This is a genomic window from Polaribacter sp. HA6-7, assembly GCF_055693625.1.
Map to the genome: position 1 here is coordinate 1,916,396 of NZ_CM146338.1, position 18,703 is coordinate 1,935,098.

8 protein-coding genes and 7 pseudogenes are annotated in these 18,703 nt (G+C 33.6%); all 15 read left to right on the plus strand.

The genetic code is table 11. The features are described 5' to 3' along the window. Positions 1–4 precede the first annotated feature (4 nt). Positions 5–1,949: pseudogene (locus ACZ1HD_RS10700) on the plus strand (heavy metal translocating P-type ATPase); the annotation flags it as partial. Between the two features lie 64 nt (positions 1,950–2,013). Next, positions 2,014–2,430 carry an HYC_CC_PP family protein gene (locus ACZ1HD_RS10705; protein ID WP_472687421.1) on the plus strand — a complete coding sequence of 139 codons (417 nt, stop codon included), beginning with the start codon at positions 2,014–2,016 and terminating at the stop codon, positions 2,428–2,430. 109 nt (positions 2,431–2,539) lie between these two features. After that, positions 2,540–6,246 (plus strand): annotated as a pseudogene (locus ACZ1HD_RS10710) (efflux RND transporter permease subunit). Continuing rightward, complete coding sequence (locus ACZ1HD_RS10715; RefSeq protein ID WP_472687422.1) at positions 6,243–7,460, plus strand: TolC family protein; 1,218 nt, start codon at positions 6,243–6,245, stop codon at positions 7,458–7,460. The pseudogene ACZ1HD_RS10710 and the gene ACZ1HD_RS10715 overlap by 4 nt, the downstream one beginning before the upstream one ends. A 3-nt stretch (positions 7,461–7,463) precedes the next feature. Continuing rightward, a pseudogene (locus ACZ1HD_RS10720) lies at positions 7,464–9,838 on the plus strand (multicopper oxidase domain-containing protein). A 39-nt stretch (positions 9,839–9,877) separates the two neighbouring features. Then, the gene (locus ACZ1HD_RS10725) at positions 9,878–10,474 is read left to right on the plus strand and encodes a DUF3347 domain-containing protein (protein ID WP_472687423.1); all 597 of its coding nucleotides are present in this window, start codon (positions 9,878–9,880) and stop codon (positions 10,472–10,474) included. Beyond that, positions 10,475–10,933 (plus strand): heme-binding domain-containing protein, encoded by a 459-nt coding sequence (locus ACZ1HD_RS10730; RefSeq protein WP_472687424.1) that lies wholly within the window; start codon positions 10,475–10,477, stop codon positions 10,931–10,933. A gap of 25 nt (positions 10,934–10,958) precedes the next feature. Beyond that, a complete protein-coding gene (locus tag ACZ1HD_RS10735; RefSeq protein WP_472687425.1) occupies positions 10,959–11,288 on the plus strand; it encodes a hypothetical protein in 330 nt (109 codons plus the stop codon). Positions 11,289–11,547: 259 nt separating this feature from the next. Next, entirely contained in the window at positions 11,548–12,039 is a 492-nt protein-coding gene (locus tag ACZ1HD_RS10740) for a helix-turn-helix domain-containing protein (protein ID WP_472687426.1), read from the plus strand. Between the two features lie 74 nt (positions 12,040–12,113). Then, positions 12,114–14,614, plus strand: a pseudogene (locus ACZ1HD_RS10745) (heavy metal translocating P-type ATPase). A 179-nt stretch (positions 14,615–14,793) separates the two neighbouring features. Further along, positions 14,794–15,218, plus strand: a pseudogene (locus ACZ1HD_RS10750) (DUF2911 domain-containing protein). A 3-nt stretch (positions 15,219–15,221) separates the two neighbouring features. Then, the gene (locus tag ACZ1HD_RS10755) at positions 15,222–15,938 is read left to right on the plus strand and encodes a PepSY domain-containing protein (protein ID WP_472687427.1); all 717 of its coding nucleotides are present in this window, start codon (positions 15,222–15,224) and stop codon (positions 15,936–15,938) included. Between the two features lie 17 nt (positions 15,939–15,955). Next, positions 15,956–16,446 (plus strand): annotated as a pseudogene (locus ACZ1HD_RS10760) (DUF305 domain-containing protein). After that, positions 16,436–18,216, plus strand: a pseudogene (locus ACZ1HD_RS10765) (efflux RND transporter periplasmic adaptor subunit). Before ACZ1HD_RS10760 ends, ACZ1HD_RS10765 begins: the two co-directional pseudogenes overlap by 11 nt. A gap of 17 nt (positions 18,217–18,233) precedes the next feature. Then, positions 18,234–18,674, plus strand: coding sequence for a heavy-metal-associated domain-containing protein (locus ACZ1HD_RS10770; RefSeq protein WP_472687428.1), 441 nt, complete (start codon positions 18,234–18,236; stop codon positions 18,672–18,674). The last annotated feature ends 29 nt before the right edge of the window (positions 18,675–18,703 follow it).

Sequence of the window (18,703 nt, forward strand, 5' to 3'; positions counted from 1 at the left end):
TGATGAAAAAAAGAAAGTTAATTTAAGTGATTTAAAACCAGGTTCAGAAAAGCAACACAATCACAAAGATCATCATAATCACGAACACTCAAATAGTAATTCATTAAAAACCTATATACCTGCAATAGCAAGTTTTATAATGCTAATTATTGGTATTGCATTAGATTATTATGATGTTGATTTTTTTAAAGATTGGATTCGTATTGTTTGGTATGGTGTTGCTTATATTCCAGTTGGTTTTCCTGTAGTAAAAGAAGGTTGGAAAAGTATTACAAAAGGCGATGTTTTTACAGAGTTTTTTCTAATGTCTATTGCAACCATAGGTGCATTTGTAATTGGAGAATATCCTGAAGGAGTTGCAGTAATGTTGTTCTATGCAGTTGGAGAATTGTTTCAAAGTGCAGCAGTTAATAGAGCAAAAAGTAATATTAAAGCGCTACTTGATGTTCGCCCAATTGAAGCGTTAGTGTATCGAAATAATGATTATAAATCGGTAAATCCTGAAACTGTAGAAATTGGAGAAAAAGTGAAAGTTCGTGTTGGTGAGAAAATTCCTTTAGATGGAATTTTATTATCCAAAAAAGGTTCTTTTAATACGGCTGCATTAACTGGTGAAAGCAAACCTGATACGATTACAAAAGGAGAAAAGGTATTTGCAGGTAGCATAAATATGGATGGTGTTATCGAAATTGAAACTACTAAAGAATTTAAAGACAGTTCTATTGCCGAATTTTGGATATGGTTCAAAATGCAACAGCTCGTAAATCTAAAACCGAATTGTTTATTAGAAAATTTGCGAGAGTATATACACCAATTGTTGTGTTTTTAGCAATAACTGTTACGTTTCTACCTTATTTTATTGTAGATGATTATGTGTTTAGAGATTGGCTATATCGTGCGTTAATATTTTTAGTAATATCCTGTCCTTGTGCCTTGGTTATTTCTATTCCTTTAGGATATTTTGGAGGATTGGGAGCAGCTTCAAAAAATGGTGTTTTGTTTAAAGGAGCTTCTTTTTAGATGCAATGACAAAGATAAATACTTTAGTGATGGATAAAACTGGTACTGTCACCAAAGGTGTTTTCAAAATCAAACAAATCAAAACTATAAATTGGGGAGAATCAGAATTTATGAAATACCTAATGGCAATGGAAGAACAATCCACGCATCCAATAGCAAAAGCCATTTTAGAGTATAAAGCAGATGATAAAGATTTTGAAGCTTCACAAGTATCCGAAATTGCGGGTAAAGGTTTAAAAGGAAACGTAAATGGTAAACCTGTTTTAGTTGGTAATAAAGCCTTAATGACAGCAAATAATATCGAAGTTTCAAAAGAAATTGACACTATTGTAGAATCTATAGTATTCGTTTCAATCGATAACCAATTTGCTGGTTATGTAGTGATAGCGGATGAATTAAAAGAAGATGCAAAAGAAACAATTACAGCGTTACTTAAAATAGGTATTAAAAAAATAATGATGCTTTCCGGAGACAAAGATTCTATTACTCAAAAAGTGGCATCAGAATTAAATATTCAAGAAGCCAAAGGCGGTTTATTACCCGAAGATAAATTAAATGAAGTAGAAAAATTAAAACAAAATTTAGAAAATAAGATTGCTTTTATTGGTGATGGTATTAATGACGCTCCAGTTTTAGCTGTAAGTGATGTTGGTATTGCAATGGGTGGTTTAGGAAGTGATGTTGCAATTGAAACAGCAGATGTAATCATTCAAACAGACCAACCTTCAAAGATGGTAAAAGCTATTCAAATTGGTCGTTCTACAAGAAAAATCGTTTGGCAGAATATCATTTTAGCATTTGGTGTAAAAGTAATTGTGCTAATTTTAGGAGCGGGTGGTTTAGCTACAATGTGGGAAGCTGTTTTTGCAGATGTTGGTGTTGCTTTATTGGCAATATTGAATGCGGTTAGATTACAAAGAATTTATTAAAAACAATATTTTTTAACATTTATTTTAATCTTTTTTATATCATTATTGTACCTTTGTATTCAGAATGAAAGAGTTTTCTCATAAAATATTCGCTATTTTAATGTCGTTTGTAGTATTATTTTCTACAACTTCATTTGCTATCACAAAACATTATTGTGGTGATACTCTTATGGATACTGCTATTTTTTCAAAAGCAAGCTCCTGTGGTATGGAGACAGAAAACACTTCATCTTCATCTGATTGCTCTTCTTTAAATATCGATTGTTGTACTGATCAACAAATTTTAAAAAGTGCTCAAGATGAATTGCAAACTTCAGCTGATAAAATATCATTTGAGCAAAAGGTTTTTATTGCCTCATTCCTTTATACTTATATAAACCTATTCGAAGGTTTAGATAAAAATGTATCTTCTTTTGAAGAATACGCCCCTCCAATCGTCACAAATCAAATCTACAAGATTGACGAGAGTTATTTAATCTAATTTTTAAACAATAGACCGTATTGTCCTATAACTAAACAGTTATAAGGATAATTTGTTGTATTCGGTGTTTTTTTAACGCCTTTGTCTAATTGTTTAATTATCAAGATAAATGATAAATAATAGTATCAAATTTTTAATAGAAAATAAACTTGTAGCAGTTCTTTTACTAGTCCTTTTTATTGGCTGGGGAACTGTAAATGCACCATTTAATTGGGACACAGGATTTTTACCAAGTAGTTCTGTTGCTGTTGATGCAATCCCTGATATTGGTGAAAATCAACAAATTGTATTCACAAAGTGGGATGGTCGTTCCCCACAAGATATAGAAGACCAAATTACCTACCCATTAACCACTTCATTATTGGGTATTCCAGGTGTTAAAACCATTCGTAGTTCTTCTATGTTTGGCTTTTCAAGCATCTATATCATTTTTGAAGAAGATGTAGAGTTTTACTGGAGTCGTAGTAGAATCCTAGAAAAATTAAATTCATTACCTAGTGGATTATTGCCTAACGATGTAAATCCTGCATTGGGTCCAGATGCAACAGGATTAGGTCAAATATTTTGGTACACTTTAGAAGGTCGAGATGAAAAAGGTAATGTAACTGGTGGCTGGGATTTACACGAACTAAGAAGTATTCAAGATTACTATGTTAAATATGCCTTGTCTTCAGCAAGTGGTGTTTCTGAGGTAGCTTCAATTGGTGGTTATGTTCAAGAATATCAAGTGGACGTGAATCCAGAATTAATGCGCCAATATAATATTGAATTACACCACATTGTAAAAGCTGTAAAACAAAGTAATAAAGATATAGGTGCTCAAACCATTGAGATCAATCAAGCAGAATATCTAGTACGTGGTTTAGGGTATGTAAAATCAATTGCAGATATTGAAGATGCTGTTGTAACTTCCGAAAACTATACATCAATAAGAATTAAAGACATTGGAAAAGTATCATTAGGTCCTGCTACACGTAGAGGATTATTAGATAAAGAAGGTGCTGAAGTTGTAGGTGCAGTAGTAGTTGCAAGATATGGCGCAAATCCTATGGAAGTTATCAATAACGTTAAAGAAAAAATTAGCGAGTTAAGTTCAGGGTTACCTACAAAAGTTTTAGCAGATGGTAGAACTTCACAAGTTACCATAGTGCCTTTTTATGACAGAACAGAACTGATACAAGAAACTTTAGGCACATTAAATGAGGCTTTAACATTAGAGATTTTAATAACAATCTTAGTAATTATGATTATGGTTTTTAATCTACGAGCTTCAATTTTAATATCAGGTCTGCTTCCTGTTGCTGTTTTATTGGTGTTTATTGCAATGAAAATTTTCAATGTTGATGCAAATATTGTAGCACTTTCTGGTATTGCTATTGCCATTGGTACAATGGTTGATGTTGGCGTCATACTTTCAGAAAACATCATTCGTCATCTAGATGAAGATGATGGAAAACTATCAATAAACACAGTGGTTTATAATGCTACTGCAGAAGTTTCTGGTGCAATTATTACTGCTGTTATGACAACTATTATTAGTTTCATTCCTGTATTTACAATGATTGGCGCTGAAGGTAAATTATTCAGACCCTTAGCGTTTACAAAAACCTTTGCTTTAACAGCTTCTATAATTGTTGCTTTATTTTTAATCCCACCTTTTGCAGCGTTTTTATTCAGAAAGAAAACTGTTAAAAAAAGTTTCGGATACATTATTAATACGGTTTTAATTTTATCAGGTATTATAGGTGTTATTTACAGTTATTGGTTAGGAATCATCTTAATAGGTTTTGGAATTACAGGTGTATTAAAACTTCAAAACAAAGTAAATGAGAAGAGAGCAAACCTTTTAAATATTATCATTTCAGTTTCTGCAATTGTAATGCTGTTAGCAGAATATTGGAGACCATTAGGAGTAGATAAAAGCATCTTTTGGAATCTTATTTTTGTAAGTATTATTTGTTTTGGTTTATTAGGTGTATTCTCACTATTCATAAAGTTTTATACACGAATTTTAAAATGGTGTTTAGATCATAAATTACTTTTCTTATCAATTCCTACAGCTATAGTAATTGCAGGTGTTTTCATTATGAAAAATACAGGTAAAGAATTTATGCCTTCATTAAATGAGGGGTCATTTTTACTAATGCCAACTTCAATGCCTCATTCTGGTGTTGAAGAGAATAAAAGGGTATTGCAACAATTAGATATGGCAGTTGCTAGTATTCGAGAGATTAAAACAGTTGTTGGAAAATCCGGGAGAACTGAATCTGCTTTAGACCCTGCTCCTTTATCAATGTATGAAAATATCATTCAGTACAAACCTGAATATATGCTGAATAAAAGTGGTCTTCGTCAACGTTATAAAATTAATGATGAAGGTTTATTCGCATTAAAAAATGGTCAATTCATCGCAAATCCCAACAATTCTGAGAATACCATTTTCAGTAACATTAAAAAAACGCAACTGATTAAAGATGATGATGGTGAATTTTACAGAAACTGGCGTCCAGAAATTGAAACACCTGACGATATTTGGAAAGAAATCGTAAGAGTAACAAAACTCCCTGGTGTTACCTCAGCACCAAAACTTCAACCAATTGAAACACGTTTGGTAATGTTACAAACAGGTATGCGTGCACCAATGGGAATAAAAGTAAAGGGACAAGATTTAAAACAAATTGAAGCTTTTGGTATTCAATTGGAAGAAATTTTAAAACAAGTTGAAGGTGTGAAACAAGAAGCTGTTTTTGCAGATAGAATTGTGGGTAAACCTTATTTACTGATAGATATCGATAGAGAAAAAATTGCGAGGTATGGTATTTCAATTCAAGATGTTCAAGATGTTTTAAAAGTAGCTGTTGGTGGTATGGTTTTAACCCAAACTGTTGAAGGTAGAGAACGTTATGGCATTCGTGTTAGATATCCAAGAGAACTACGTAATAATCCAAACGACTTAAAGCAGATTTATATACCAGTTGCTAAAGGAAGTTCTGTTCCATTAGGTGAATTAGCAAGTATTCGATACGAACAAGGTCCACAAGTTATTAAAAGTGAAGACACCTTTTTAGTTGGCTATGTCTTATTTGATAAAATGGATGGTTTTGCAGAAGTAAGCGTTGTTGAAAATGCACAAGTACTAATCCAAGAAAAGATAGATTCGGTGAGCTAATTGTACCAAAAGGAATCAACTATGCATTCACAGGAACTTACGAAAATCAATTAAGAGCAGAAAAAACTTTGTCGGTTGTTGTGCCTTTAGCATTGGCCATTATTTTTTAATTCTGTATTTTCAGTTCCGTTCGGTTGGTACGTCCTTAATGGTATTCACAGGTATCGCAGTAGCCTTCGCTGGTGGTTTTATTATGATTTGGCTATATGGTCAAAATTGGTTCTTAAACTTTAACTTCTTTGGTGAAAACCTTAGAGATTTATTCCGAGATGCATCATATTAATTTAAGTGTTGCGGTTTGGGTTGGTTTTATAGCATTATTTGGTATTGCAACTGATGATGGTGTGGTTATGGCTACATATCTAACACAAATATTTGATAGAAATACGCCACAAAACAAAAAAGAAATTAGAGCATCTATTGTAGAAGCTGGTGAAAAAAGAATTAGACCTTGTTTGATGACTACAGCAACAACAATTTTAGCATTATTACCAGTATTAACCTCTACAGGTCGAGGAAGTGATATAATGATACCTATGGCAATACCGAGTTTTGGTGGAATGCTTATAGCCTTAATCACTTTGTTTGTTGTACCAGTATTGTATAGCTGGAAAGCAGAAGTTCAACTTAAAAGAACATCAAAATGAAAAATATAATTTTAATAATCAGCATTTTGTTTGTTTCCGCTTTCGCGAAAGCACAAGAGCTTCAATCCTACATTCAAGAAGCAGAATCAAACAATCCGGAAATTCAAAAGTTTGAGTTACAATACAAAAGAGCTTCTGAAAAAGTAAATGAGGTCAACACCATTCCTAATACCGAATTTGGTGTTGGTTATTTTGTGAGTGAGCCAGAAACACGAACAGGTGCACAACGCTTTAAAGTATCTGCTAAACAAATGTTACCGTGGTTTGGGACTATTACTTCGAGAGAAAATTATGTGAGTTCATTGGCAGATGCTAAATACGAAGACATTGTCATCGCAAAGCGAAAACTAATGGCTTCGGTATCACAATCCTATTATAATCTCTACGCCAACAAAGCAAAGCAAGAGGTTTTAACTGAAAACATCAAACTATTAGAAACTTACGAAACGTTGGCATTAACTTCTGTTAAGGTTGGTAAAGCATCCGCAGTAGATGTATTACGATTACAGATGCGTCAAAACGAAATGCAACAATTAAAAGATGTTTTAAGTCAACAATTTTTAGCAGAACAAACTAACTTCAATAATCTATTGAATCGAGAAAATGATGTTGAGGTCAACGTGGTAGATAGTCTAATGATACCTTCAGAAGATTTTGAAATCACTACTGAAAATTTAGCATTACATCCCGAATTGTTGAAGTATGATAAACTCTATCAATCCATAGAGCAATCAGAATTATTGAATCAAAAAGAAAGCAGTCCAATGATTGGTTTTGGATTAGACTATATCAATGTTGCTGAAAGACCAAATATGGATTTCAGCGATAACGGAAAGGATATTGTAATGCCAATAGTTTCGTTATCTATCCCAATTTTCAATAAGAAATATAAATCCCAAACCAAACAAAATGATTTGCAACAGCAGGAAATTACTGCTCAAAAACAGGAACGTTTAAATGCATTGGAAACGCTTTTAGATAAAGCGAATAATGAACGCATTTCTGCAAAAATAAGTTATGCTACCCAAACCAAAAACCTACAGCAAGCCAAAGATGCAGAAGACATTTTAATCAAAAGCTATGAAACAGGAACGATTGATTTTAATGATGTTTTGGATATTCAAGAGTTGCAGCTAAAGTTTCAAATGAACCAAATAGAATCTGTGAAGACCTACTATGTGCAAAGTACAATCATTAATTATTTAATTCAGTAAACAATGAAAACATTTAACACAATATTTCTCTTGTTCCTAACTTCAATGGCATTTGCCCAAGTTGGGACAAATGGTGAAGATAGAAAAGAAGAAGGTCGAAACATAAAAGAGTATAACCTTACTATAGAAGAAAATGAAATAACCCTTGCAGGTTTAACCGCAAACGGAATGACCATTAATGGTGGAATTCCAGGTCCTACGCTAGAATTTAATGAAGGCGACCTTGCCATCATTAATGTAACCAATAAAATGGATGAAGAAACTTCTGTACACTGGCACGGTTTAATACTTCCTAATTTTTATGATGGTGTTCCTTATTTAACTACGCCACCTATTGAACCAGGGAGACATTCCAATACAGAATTCCAATCAATCAGTCCGGAACTTATTGGTATCATTCACACACAATGTTACAAGAGCAAAAAGGAGTTTATGGTTCTATAGTCATTCAGCCAAAAGAAAAAACATTGGATTATGACAAAGATTTGGTTGTAGTGTTATCTGATTGGACAAACGAAAAACCAATGAACGTTTTGCGCAACCTTAAAAGAGGTAATGAGTGGTATCAGGTTAAAAAAGGAACAGCAGTTCCATTAAGTAGAGTCATCAAAGAAGGTGCCTTGGGAGCACAGTTCAAATTTTGGCGCGATAGAATGGACGGTGCCGATATTGCAGACGTCTATTATCCAGCGTTTTTATCCAATGGTAAAAAAGTTGCAGAATATCCAGAATTTATACCAGGAGAAAAAGTACGTCTTCGCTTTATCAATGCCTCGGCTTCTACTTACTACTGGGTAGATTTCGGTGGAGGTAATCCAATGATAGTAGCGAGTGACGGTGTTGATGTGCAGCCCATTTCTAAAAGCAGATTTCTCTTTGGTATAGCTGAGACTTATGATGTTATCGTTACTATTCCCGAAGGTATTTTAGAGGTTACCGCTACGGCTCAAGATGGCTCTGGTCATACTTCTATACAATTAGGTAATGGCACTCTCTATCCAGCCAAAAGATCTGATAGACCTAATAAGGTAGCGATGATGAAGCAAATGACCAAAATGGATATGAAAATGGGTGCACCTGCAATGGTAGGAAACAAAAAAAGAATACACCTGAAGTTTTAATAGAGAAGTATGGAATGAAGATGAATATGAAGGACGGCGAGATGAAAATGGGTATGAACGATAAGATGTCGATGAAAGATGGTAAAATGAATGACCGAGATGGATATGAAGATGAATGATGCAATGGGAATGAAAATGGATTCAATGGCAATGAATCACAAAGTAGATTCAGATAAAGTTAGAGACCATATGCAGCACGATATGTCAAAGATGCAGAAGGATTCTTCCTCATTTGATTACGAAACTCGTAAAACCTATTTCAACTATGATTTTTTAAAGGCAAAAGAAAACACGACTTATAAGGCAGACATACCTGTAACCGACCTTTTACTTAACCTAACAGGTAATATGCAACGTTATGTTTGGAGTTTGAATGGCGTACCACTTTCTGAAACAGATAAGATTAAAATCAAAGGTGGAGAGGTTACAAGGATTACCCTAAATAATCTGACAATGATGCACCACCCAATGCACTTGCACGGTCATTATTTTAGGGTGATTAATGAAAATGGAGAGCGTTCACCATTAAAGCACACGGTTAACGTACCACCGATGCAAAAAGTGGTCATCGAATTTTATAACGAAGAATATGGTGATTGGTTCTTTCATTGTCACGTACTATATCATATGATGGGTGGTATGGCAAGAGTATTTAGCTATGATACACCACGAGATGAAAGGATGAAACCTTATCCAGTTCAAAAACTAATTGATGAAACTGACCATTATTACTCTTGGGGAGCTGCACGTGTAGGTTCAAACTTTAATGAACTTTTATTGATGTCGAGCAACATTCGTAACGAATTTGGACTACGTGCCGAGTTTGATTATAACCAAAATGCCGAGATAGAAGTAAATTATAACAGATATCTCAATGATTGGGTACGTGTGTATGCAGGTGTAAATACTGAAACTTCTACACCAAATTCTTATGATACATTTAATACTGTAGGATTAGTTGGAGTTAAATATTTCACGCCTTACAGATTTAATGTGGATGTGAGTATGGACCATCAACTGCGTCCAAGAATACGTTTGGACAGAGAACTATTGATTTTTCCTAGAATTTTTCTCGAAGGAGAATATGAGTATAGAGCGGATTTTGGATGGGTCAATGATTTAGAAAACAACAATTCTTATGAAGGTGAAACTCAATGGTTAATTGGAGCATCGTACATCTTATCTCGAAATTTTTCAATTCAAGGGAATTATAACAACCGATATGGTTGGGGTGGTGGACTTTTAGCCGGATTTTAAATAATAATTAATACATAATAATCTTTAAAACCAAAATTTATGAAAACAATACAAAGAACAATAGGTACAATGGCACTTACTGCCACAATGATGTTAACAATTTCCTGTAAAGATGGAAATAAAAATGAATCTGTTACAAATGGTAATAATCAGGTAAATCAAGAATCTGTAGATGACAAGGTCGATATGGCAATGATAGACAATCAAGACACAAGAGCAGAAGCAATTTTAAAAGATTATTTCAACTTAAAAGATGCCCTCGTAGGCGATGATAATGATAAAGCAAAGGAATTGGGAGGCATATTGGTTAAATCTCTTAAATCTTTTGATGCATCAAAATATTCTGAAAGTGAAAAATCAGAATTGAATGACATTATCGAAGATGCTACGGAACACGCAGAGCATATTTCAGAAAGTGACATCAAGCATCAGCGTGAGCATTTCAAAGTATTAAGTAAAGATGTTACAGATATGGTTGCCATTACGGGAACAGGGATGAAGATATATGAGCAATTCTGCCCAATGTATGATAACAATAAAGGTGGTGCTTGGTTAAGTATGAACGAAGAAATTCGAAACCCTTATTTCGGTGACCAAATGTTGAAATGTGGTAAAGTACAGCGAGAAATTAACTAAATGAAAATTGTAAAAATCATAGCAATAGTATTGTTGGTGGCATTTGTGGGCATACAGTTTGTGCATATAGACCTCAATCAAAGTGATTCTGTTCCAAAAACCGACTTTATGTTGGTAAATGATGTTCCAAATGACATCAATAACAAATTGCAAGTCTCTTGCTATGATTGTCACAGTAACAATACAAAATATCCTTGGTACAATAAGGTGCAACCGGTAGCCTGGTTTCTTGAAGACCATATCAAAGAAGGCAAGGCAGAATTAAATTTTAATGAATGGGATGATTATTCAAATAGAAGGAAAAACAGTAAGTTAAAATCCATTATTAATCAAATTGAAAATGGCGAAATGCCTTTGGATTCCTATACATTAATTCACAGAAACGCAAGATTGTCTAAAAGCGAAAAGAAATCACTCATAGAGTTTATATCAGATTTAAAAGAAATTTTAAATAATTAAAAGTCAAACATCAAAATATTCGATTATGAAACCACCCATATTTGTCTTATTACTCACGATTTTAATTGTGAGTTGTAAAGAAAGTAAACAACAAAATACAACTATCGAAACTCAAAAAGAGGTCGTTGTTGACACCACAAATGAAAAAGAGGAAGTGTTGAAAATTATGAAATCTTATAAAGATGCCATTCAAAACTTAACAACCGAAGGCACTTTTCAACTCTTTACGCAAGATGTCACCGTTTTTGAACAAGGTAAAGTAGAAGGAACTTATAAAGATTATATAGATGGTCATTTAGGTCCGAACTTGGGCATTTTAAAAGTTTTACATTTTCAGATTATCAGATTGATGTAAATGTAAGTTTGCCCTATGCATATTCAACTGAAAATTATTTGTATACAATAGTTTTAAAGGCAGATGAAGCTAAAGGAACAAAAGAACGAACCATTGAAAGTAAAGGCGTAGCAACTTCAATTTTAAAAAAATAGATGGAGATTGGAAGATTATTCATTCACATACTTCATTTAAAAAATTGAATCAATAAACAATGAATCATATTCTTCATATAAAAAATATGGTCTGTAATCGCTGTAAAATGACGATTATAAATCTGTTGGATGATGAAGGCTATGAAGTGGAATCTATTCAATTGGGTAAAATTGTTGTTAAAGAACAGTCTAGTAATGATTATGCTCGGCTAGAAACACAGTTGAATGCTTTAGGATTTGAAGTGATTAAGGATTCTACAAAGGCATTGGTTGAAAAAATAAAAATTAATCTTATTCAACATATTGAAAAAAATGATACAGATGAAATTCTTGGTAAACTTGAGAGTGTAATAGGTAAAAGTTATTCTACATTGAGTAAAACGTTTAGTAAATCAGAAGGGATAACACTTGAAAAGTATTTTATCAACCTGAAAATAGAAAAAGCTAAAGAGTATATTCAATTGAATCAGCTTAATTTTTCAGAAATAGCCTATAGCCTTAACTATAAAAACAGTAGTCATTTATCGAAACAGTTTAAACAAGTTACTGGAATGTCAATGACAGACTATAAAAATTTACAATATGGAGAGAGAAAATCCTTGGATGAAATTGTATAAAAATTAGCCGAATTAGAATAATATTATAAGGTGAGTCCTTGTAATTTAGCCTAATAATTCTAAAATATTTAAAAATGAAACACACATATCATATACACGGAATGACTTGCAACGGTTGTCGTAGTCACGTGGAAGAAACGCTCTCTAAAGTAGAAGGTGTTTTAAAAGCAACGGTCAATTTAGAAAAGGCTGAAGCTACCATAGAAATGGAATCGCATATTCCTATAGAAAAGTTTCAAGAAGCCTTAAAAAAGGATGGTGACAGATATAGTATTCATAAACAAGGTGAACAGCATCAGCATTCCGTAGCCAAAAAGAAAGAACAACCCAAAGGTAAAGGTACAGGCACATTTTATTGTCCTATGCATTGCGAAGGCGATAAAACTTATGATGAACCAGGTGATTGTCCTGTTTGTGGAATGGATTTGGTGGAAGAACAAAATCTATCAGCAACTTCAAAGGAACAATGGACGTGTTCTATGCATCCAGAAATTGTCAAAGACGAAGCAGGTTCGTGTCCTATTTGTGGTATGGATTTAGTACCAAAGGAAGTAAATAGATCAGCAGAGGAAAAAACGTATAAGAAGCTATTAAAGAAATTTCGGATAGCATCTGTATTCACATTACCCATTTTCGTAATTGCAATGAGCGAAATGCTCAACAACAATCCCTTGTATGATATAATGGAACAGAAAAATTGGAACTGGATTCAATTTGCATTATCCATCCCAGTTGTCTTTTACGCTACGTGGATGTTCTTTGAGCGTGCTTATAGAAGCATAAAAACGTGGAATCTCAATATGTTTACACTCATTGGAATCGGTGCAGGTGTGGCTTGGTTGTTTAGCGTAATTGGTATGCTATTTCCGGATGTATTTCCTGAACAATTTAAAACTGAATCAGGCGCAGTTCACGTCTATTTTGAAGCAACAACAGTTATTCTAACGTTAGTGCTTTTAGGTCAGTTGTTAGAAGCTCGCGCACATAGTAAAACCAATTCGGCTGTAAAAGAGTTACTAAAATTAGCACCTAATAAAGCAATTAAAATAGTTGATGGTGAAGAAGTTGAGGTCAGTATTGACGAGATAGAATTAAATGATATTCTAAAAGTGAAACCAGGAGATAAAATTCCAGTGGATGGTGTGATAACTGAAGGCAAAACAACTATTGACGAATCTATGATAACAGGAGAACCCATTCCTGTAAATAAATCTCAAGAGGATAAAGTAAGTAGCGGAACAATAAATGGCAATCAATCCTTTTTAATGAAAGCTGAAAAAGTTGGTGGTGACACCCTTTTATCACAAATCATTCATATGGTGAATGATGCCAGTAGAAGCCGTGCACCTATTCAAAATTTAGCAGATAGAGTTTCGGGTTACTTCGTGCCAGTTGTGGTTCTTATTTCTATTATCACATTTATTGTATGGTCTATTTGGGGGCGGAACCAGTTTATGTGTATGCTTTTGTGAATGCAATTGCTGTACTAATCATTGCGTGTCCTTGTGCTTTAGGTTTGGCAACACCAATGTCTGTAATGGTTGGTGTAGGTAAAGGTGCTCAAAATGGAGTATTGATTAAAAATGCTGAAGCCCTTGAAAAAATGGATAAGGTAAATACGCTTATCGTTGACAAGACAGGAACAATTACAGAAGGAAAACCAACAGTTGAAACCGTTGGTGCTTTTAATGATACTTTAAGCGAAAAAGAAGTGTTACAATACATCGTTTCATTAAATACCAATAGCGAACATCCTTTAGCAGAAGCCACAATTGAATATGGTAAAGAACATAACACAGAAATTTTAAAGTCCGAAGATTTTAGTGCAGTCACAGGTAAAGGTGTTGAAGCTAAAATTGATGGTAAACAAGTAGCATTAGGTAACCCGAAAATGATGGAATATGCCAAAGCAGATATTACTTCTAAAATGAGAGATGAAGCTAAATCTTACCAAAAACAAGGTAAAACAGTTTCTTATTTGTCAATAGAGGAAACCGTTGTTGGGTATGTAGTTATAAGAGATAAAATAAAAGAAACGAGTGCCAAAGCGATTAAAGCACTTCAAGATAAAGGCATCGATGTTATAATGCTTACAGGCGATAATCAAGATACAGCACAGGCAGTAGCATCAGAACTTAATCTAGCAGATTTTAAAGCCAGTATGCTACCAGAAGATAAACTCAAAGAAGTAGAAAAACTGCAAGAAAAAGGAAAAGTAGTTGCTATGGCAGGTGATGGAATTAATGATGCACCAGCATTGGCTAAAAGCGATATTGGTATTGCTATGGGTACAGGAACAGACGTAGCGATAGAAAGTGCGATGATAACACTCGTAAAAGGTGATTTACATGGTATTGTAAAAGCAAGAAATTTAAGTGTTTCAGTAATGAAAAACATTAAGCAAAACCTGTTTTTTGCACTTATCTACAACACAATAGGTTTACCCATTGCAGCAGGTGTTTTGTTCCCATTTTTCGGAATATTACTCTCGCCAATGATAGCAGCTTTAGCAATGAGTTTTAGCTCTGTTTCGGTAATAGCAAACGCATTAAGATTAAGAACAATAAAAGTATAACTATAAATAAAAAACTAATGAAAAATCTAACCCTATTTATTGTCATGATGCTTACAATAGTGAGTTGCAAAAATGAAAAATCAAGTACGGTAAAGCTAAAACATGATCATAACAAAGCAACTGAAAAAGTAGAAGAGCCAAAGAAAAAACCGTTAAGTCCACATACTGAAACGATGGCAATGATAGGTGATGCCCATATTCATATTGATTATTCTTCACCAGGAGTAAGAGGCCGAATCATTTTTGGCGGATTAGTTGGTTATGACCAAGTATGGCAAGCAGGCGCTCATATGGCTACATGGTTAGAAACCAATAAAGATTTAATCATTAATGGAGAAACGCTTCCTAAAGGGAAATATGTTTTTTTACAATTCCATCAAAAGGAGTCTGGACTGTGATGATTAATAAAAACTGGGAGCAGCATGGTAAAGATGAGTATAACGAAAAAGATGATGTTATTCGATTTAAAATTACACCAACATTATCAGAGGAAATCACAGAACATTTAGTGTATAAGGTCAACAAAATAGATGATAAAAGTGGAACTATTTCGATGGCTTGGGAAAAAGTTAAACTCGAATTTCCTTTTGCAATTAAAAAATAGAAAATGGTAAAAAGGCATACAGCTTTAAAAATTAGAAAAACCCACAGGTATTTGGGGCTATTTTTAGGAATTCAATTCCTATTTTGGACCATTAGTGGTTTATACTTCAGTTGGACAGACATTGATGAAATACACGGAGATCAATTTAAAAATTTGGAGTATCAACCCAAAGCATTTAATAATTTAATAAGTCCTTCAAAACTTAGTATAGCTGAAGGTGTAAATACTATAGAGTTAAGGGATATTGGCAATTCACCTTACTATTGGATTAATAAAAACAAGTTGTATAATGCTTTAGATGGTATGCCAAAAAATAGTATTACGCAAGATGAGGCACTCTATATTGCCAAAAACCATATGAAAAGTGGTTTAGAGGTAGAATCTGTTGAACATATAACTAAAACTGGGAAACATCACGAGTATCGAGAAAAATTACTACCTGCTTATGTTATCTCATATAAAACCGATGAAGCTCTAAAAGCCTATGTCTCTGTAAACGATGGTAAATTTCAAACCGTAAGACATCGTTCTTGGCGTTGGTTTGATTTTTTATGGATGACACATACTATGGACTACGAAGGTAGAGACAATTTTAATACCCTTGTTTTGAGAGCCTTTTCACTTTTAGGGTTACTAACCGTATTAAGCGGTTTCTTATTGTGGTTTACCTCTTCACCTTCAATTAGAAAAATATTTAAAAACAGAAAAAGTAAAGTTTAATTATAAAATCAAAAATTATGAAAACAAATAAGCATACAAACAACGATAACGGAATGAGCAATTACACAAAATTCTTCTTAATGTTAGGAGCATCTTTTATAGCAATGTATATCACCATGTACCTAAATACTTATGAATTTGACCATGTATATTTTAGCTTAACACGCTTTTATATGGTTTGTCTCGGGTATTTCTACTATGGCATTGATTATGTTTTTCTTCATGAAAAACATGTACACCAATAAAAAGAAAAACTTGGGTATTGTTATTGGCAGCATAGTTCTTTTTTTAGTGCTTTAGGACTAGTTCGCGACCAGAAATCTACAGTTGACGATGTCCTATGGATGAAAGCAATGATACCACATCATTCTATCGCTATTTTAACAAGTGAAAGAGCAGATATTCAAGACCCGAAGTTAAAAAATTAGCAGAAGACATTATTAAAGCACAAAAGAAGGAAATTGAAGAAATGAAAGCAATGATAAAACGATTAGAGAATGAAAAATAATAAAATAGTCATATACGCAGGTTTACTGGTAGTAGGCGTGGTATTGGGGTGGTTGCTTTTTGGTGGCTCATCAAATAAAGAAACAGACCATAATAACAATGCGGTTGCAGAAACCAATCAAATGTGGACGTGTTCTATGCATCCACAGATTATGAAACCAGAACCAGGTGATTGTCCTATTTGTGGTATGGATTTAATTCCTGCGGAAAGCGGAAGCGATGGCTTAATGGCAGACCAGTTCAAACTAACAGAAAATGCGATGGCATTAGCCAATATTCAAACAACCGTTGTGGGTAAAGGCAATGCAGAAGGCAATACCATAAAACTATCTGGTAAAATTGCTGAAAACGAAGAAGCCAATGCAGTACAAGTAAGTTATTTCGCTGGAAGAATTGAGCGTTTGAATGTGAGTTATACAGGCGAAGAAGTTCGTAAAGGTCAATTATTGGCAACCATTTATTCGCCGAACTCTATGCAGCACAACAAGAATTAATTACAGCAGCATCTTTAAAAGAATCACAGCCTGCTTTATACAAAGCAGTCCGTAATAAATTGAAATTATGGAAACTCTCTGAAAATCAAATCAACCAGATTGAAGAAACAGGAAAAGTAAAAGAAAACTTTCCTGTTTATGCAACCGTTTCGGGTACTGTTACAGAAAAATTGGTAGAGCAAGGCGATTACATCAAACAAGGACAACCCTTATTAAAAATTGCCAATCTCAACACAGTTTGGGGAAACTTTGATGTGTATGAAAATCAGATTGACCGCTTTAAAAAAGGACAGGAAGTGATGATAACAACCAATGCTTATCCTAATAAAGAGTTTAAAGGTAAAGTTGAGTTCATTGACCCAGTTTTAAACACGAAAACAAGAACTGTAACCTTACGTGTTGTTTTAAGCAATAAGGACGATGTATTTAAACCAGGAATGTTTGTCACCGCAAATATTGAAGGCAGTACAGCTAAAAATGATGAAGTATTATCAATTCCTGCATCTTCTGTATTATGGACAGGTGAACGTTCTGTGGTGTACCTTAAAACAAATCCAGATCAACCTATTTTTGAAATGCGTGAAATTAAATTAGGCAATCAAATTGGTAATGAATATGAAGTTTTAGAAGGTGTATTTGTTGGAAATGAAATAGTGACTAACGGAACATTTACGGTTGATGCAGCAGCACAATTACAAGGCAAAAAGTCTATGATGAATAAAGATGGTGGTAAAGTAATGACTGGACACGAAGGTCATTTAGGAATGGATAACAATTCATCAAATAAAGAAATTGACCACACCAATATGAATGAACGTTTGGAAGTATCAGAGAAATTTCAACAACAGTTAAATAGTGTTTACAATGAGTATATCAATTTAAAAGATGCTTTAGTAAAAGAAGATTCAAAAAGCACTTCAACAAGCGCATCAACTTTACTAAACAATTTAACCAAAGTAGATATGAAATTGTTGTCAGATAATAAGGCGCATAAACATTGGATGTCATTAGAAAGCGAAATAAAATCTTCTGCAACTTCAATTTCTAAAACGTCTAATATAAAAGAACAAAGAGGCTATTTTAAACATTTATCATCACATCTAATCAATGCTGTTCAATTGTTTGGTGTCAATGAAAAGGTCTATGTGGAATTTTGTCCAATGGCAGATAACAACAATGGTGCATATTGGTTGAGTAAAGAAGAAAAAGTAATCAATCCATACTTTGGCGAAGCAATGCTAACCTGTGGTGAAGTAAAACAAATAATAGAACAATAACAATTAAATTTTAAACAATGAAGAAAGTAATTTTAAGTATAGCTGTAATAGCTGCATTAGGTTTAACAAGTTGTAAAAACGAAACCAAAAAAGAAACAGAAACCACCACTACTGAAATGTCAAAAGATATAGCAATGACAGACCTGTCTTTTGGTGTAAGAGGTAATTGCGGTATGTGTAAAAGTACCATCGAAAAAGCAGCTAACGGTGTTGAAGGTGTTGCAAGTGCGAATTGGGATGTCGATAAAAAGAAGATTGATATGTCTTTTGATGATACAAAAACCGATGCAATGGCAATCCATAAAGCAATCGCAGCTTCAGGTTATGATACCGAAAAAGTAGCTGGTGATGAAGAAGCATATGATGGTTTACCAGGTTGTTGTAAATACGACCACGAAATGATGATGAATCAATCAACTGAAGACAAAAAAGATGACCACTCAAAACATGATCATTAATTTGGCGATATAATTAAGTTCTGCATTCC

Coding starts and splice junctions, on each gene's coding strand:
- ACZ1HD_RS10705 (WP_472687421.1), top strand. CDS start 2,014: ATGAAAGAGTTTTCTCATAAAATATTCGCTATTTTAATGTCGTTTGTA.
- ACZ1HD_RS10715 (WP_472687422.1), top strand. CDS start 6,243: ATGAAAAATATAATTTTAATAATCAGCATTTTGTTTGTTTCCGCTTTC.
- ACZ1HD_RS10725 (WP_472687423.1), top strand. CDS start 9,878: ATGAAAACAATACAAAGAACAATAGGTACAATGGCACTTACTGCCACA.
- ACZ1HD_RS10730 (WP_472687424.1), top strand. CDS start 10,475: ATGAAAATTGTAAAAATCATAGCAATAGTATTGTTGGTGGCATTTGTG.
- ACZ1HD_RS10735 (WP_472687425.1), top strand. CDS start 10,959: ATGAAACCACCCATATTTGTCTTATTACTCACGATTTTAATTGTGAGT.
- ACZ1HD_RS10755 (WP_472687427.1), top strand. CDS start 15,222: ATGGTAAAAAGGCATACAGCTTTAAAAATTAGAAAAACCCACAGGTAT.
- ACZ1HD_RS10770 (WP_472687428.1), top strand. CDS start 18,234: ATGAAGAAAGTAATTTTAAGTATAGCTGTAATAGCTGCATTAGGTTTA.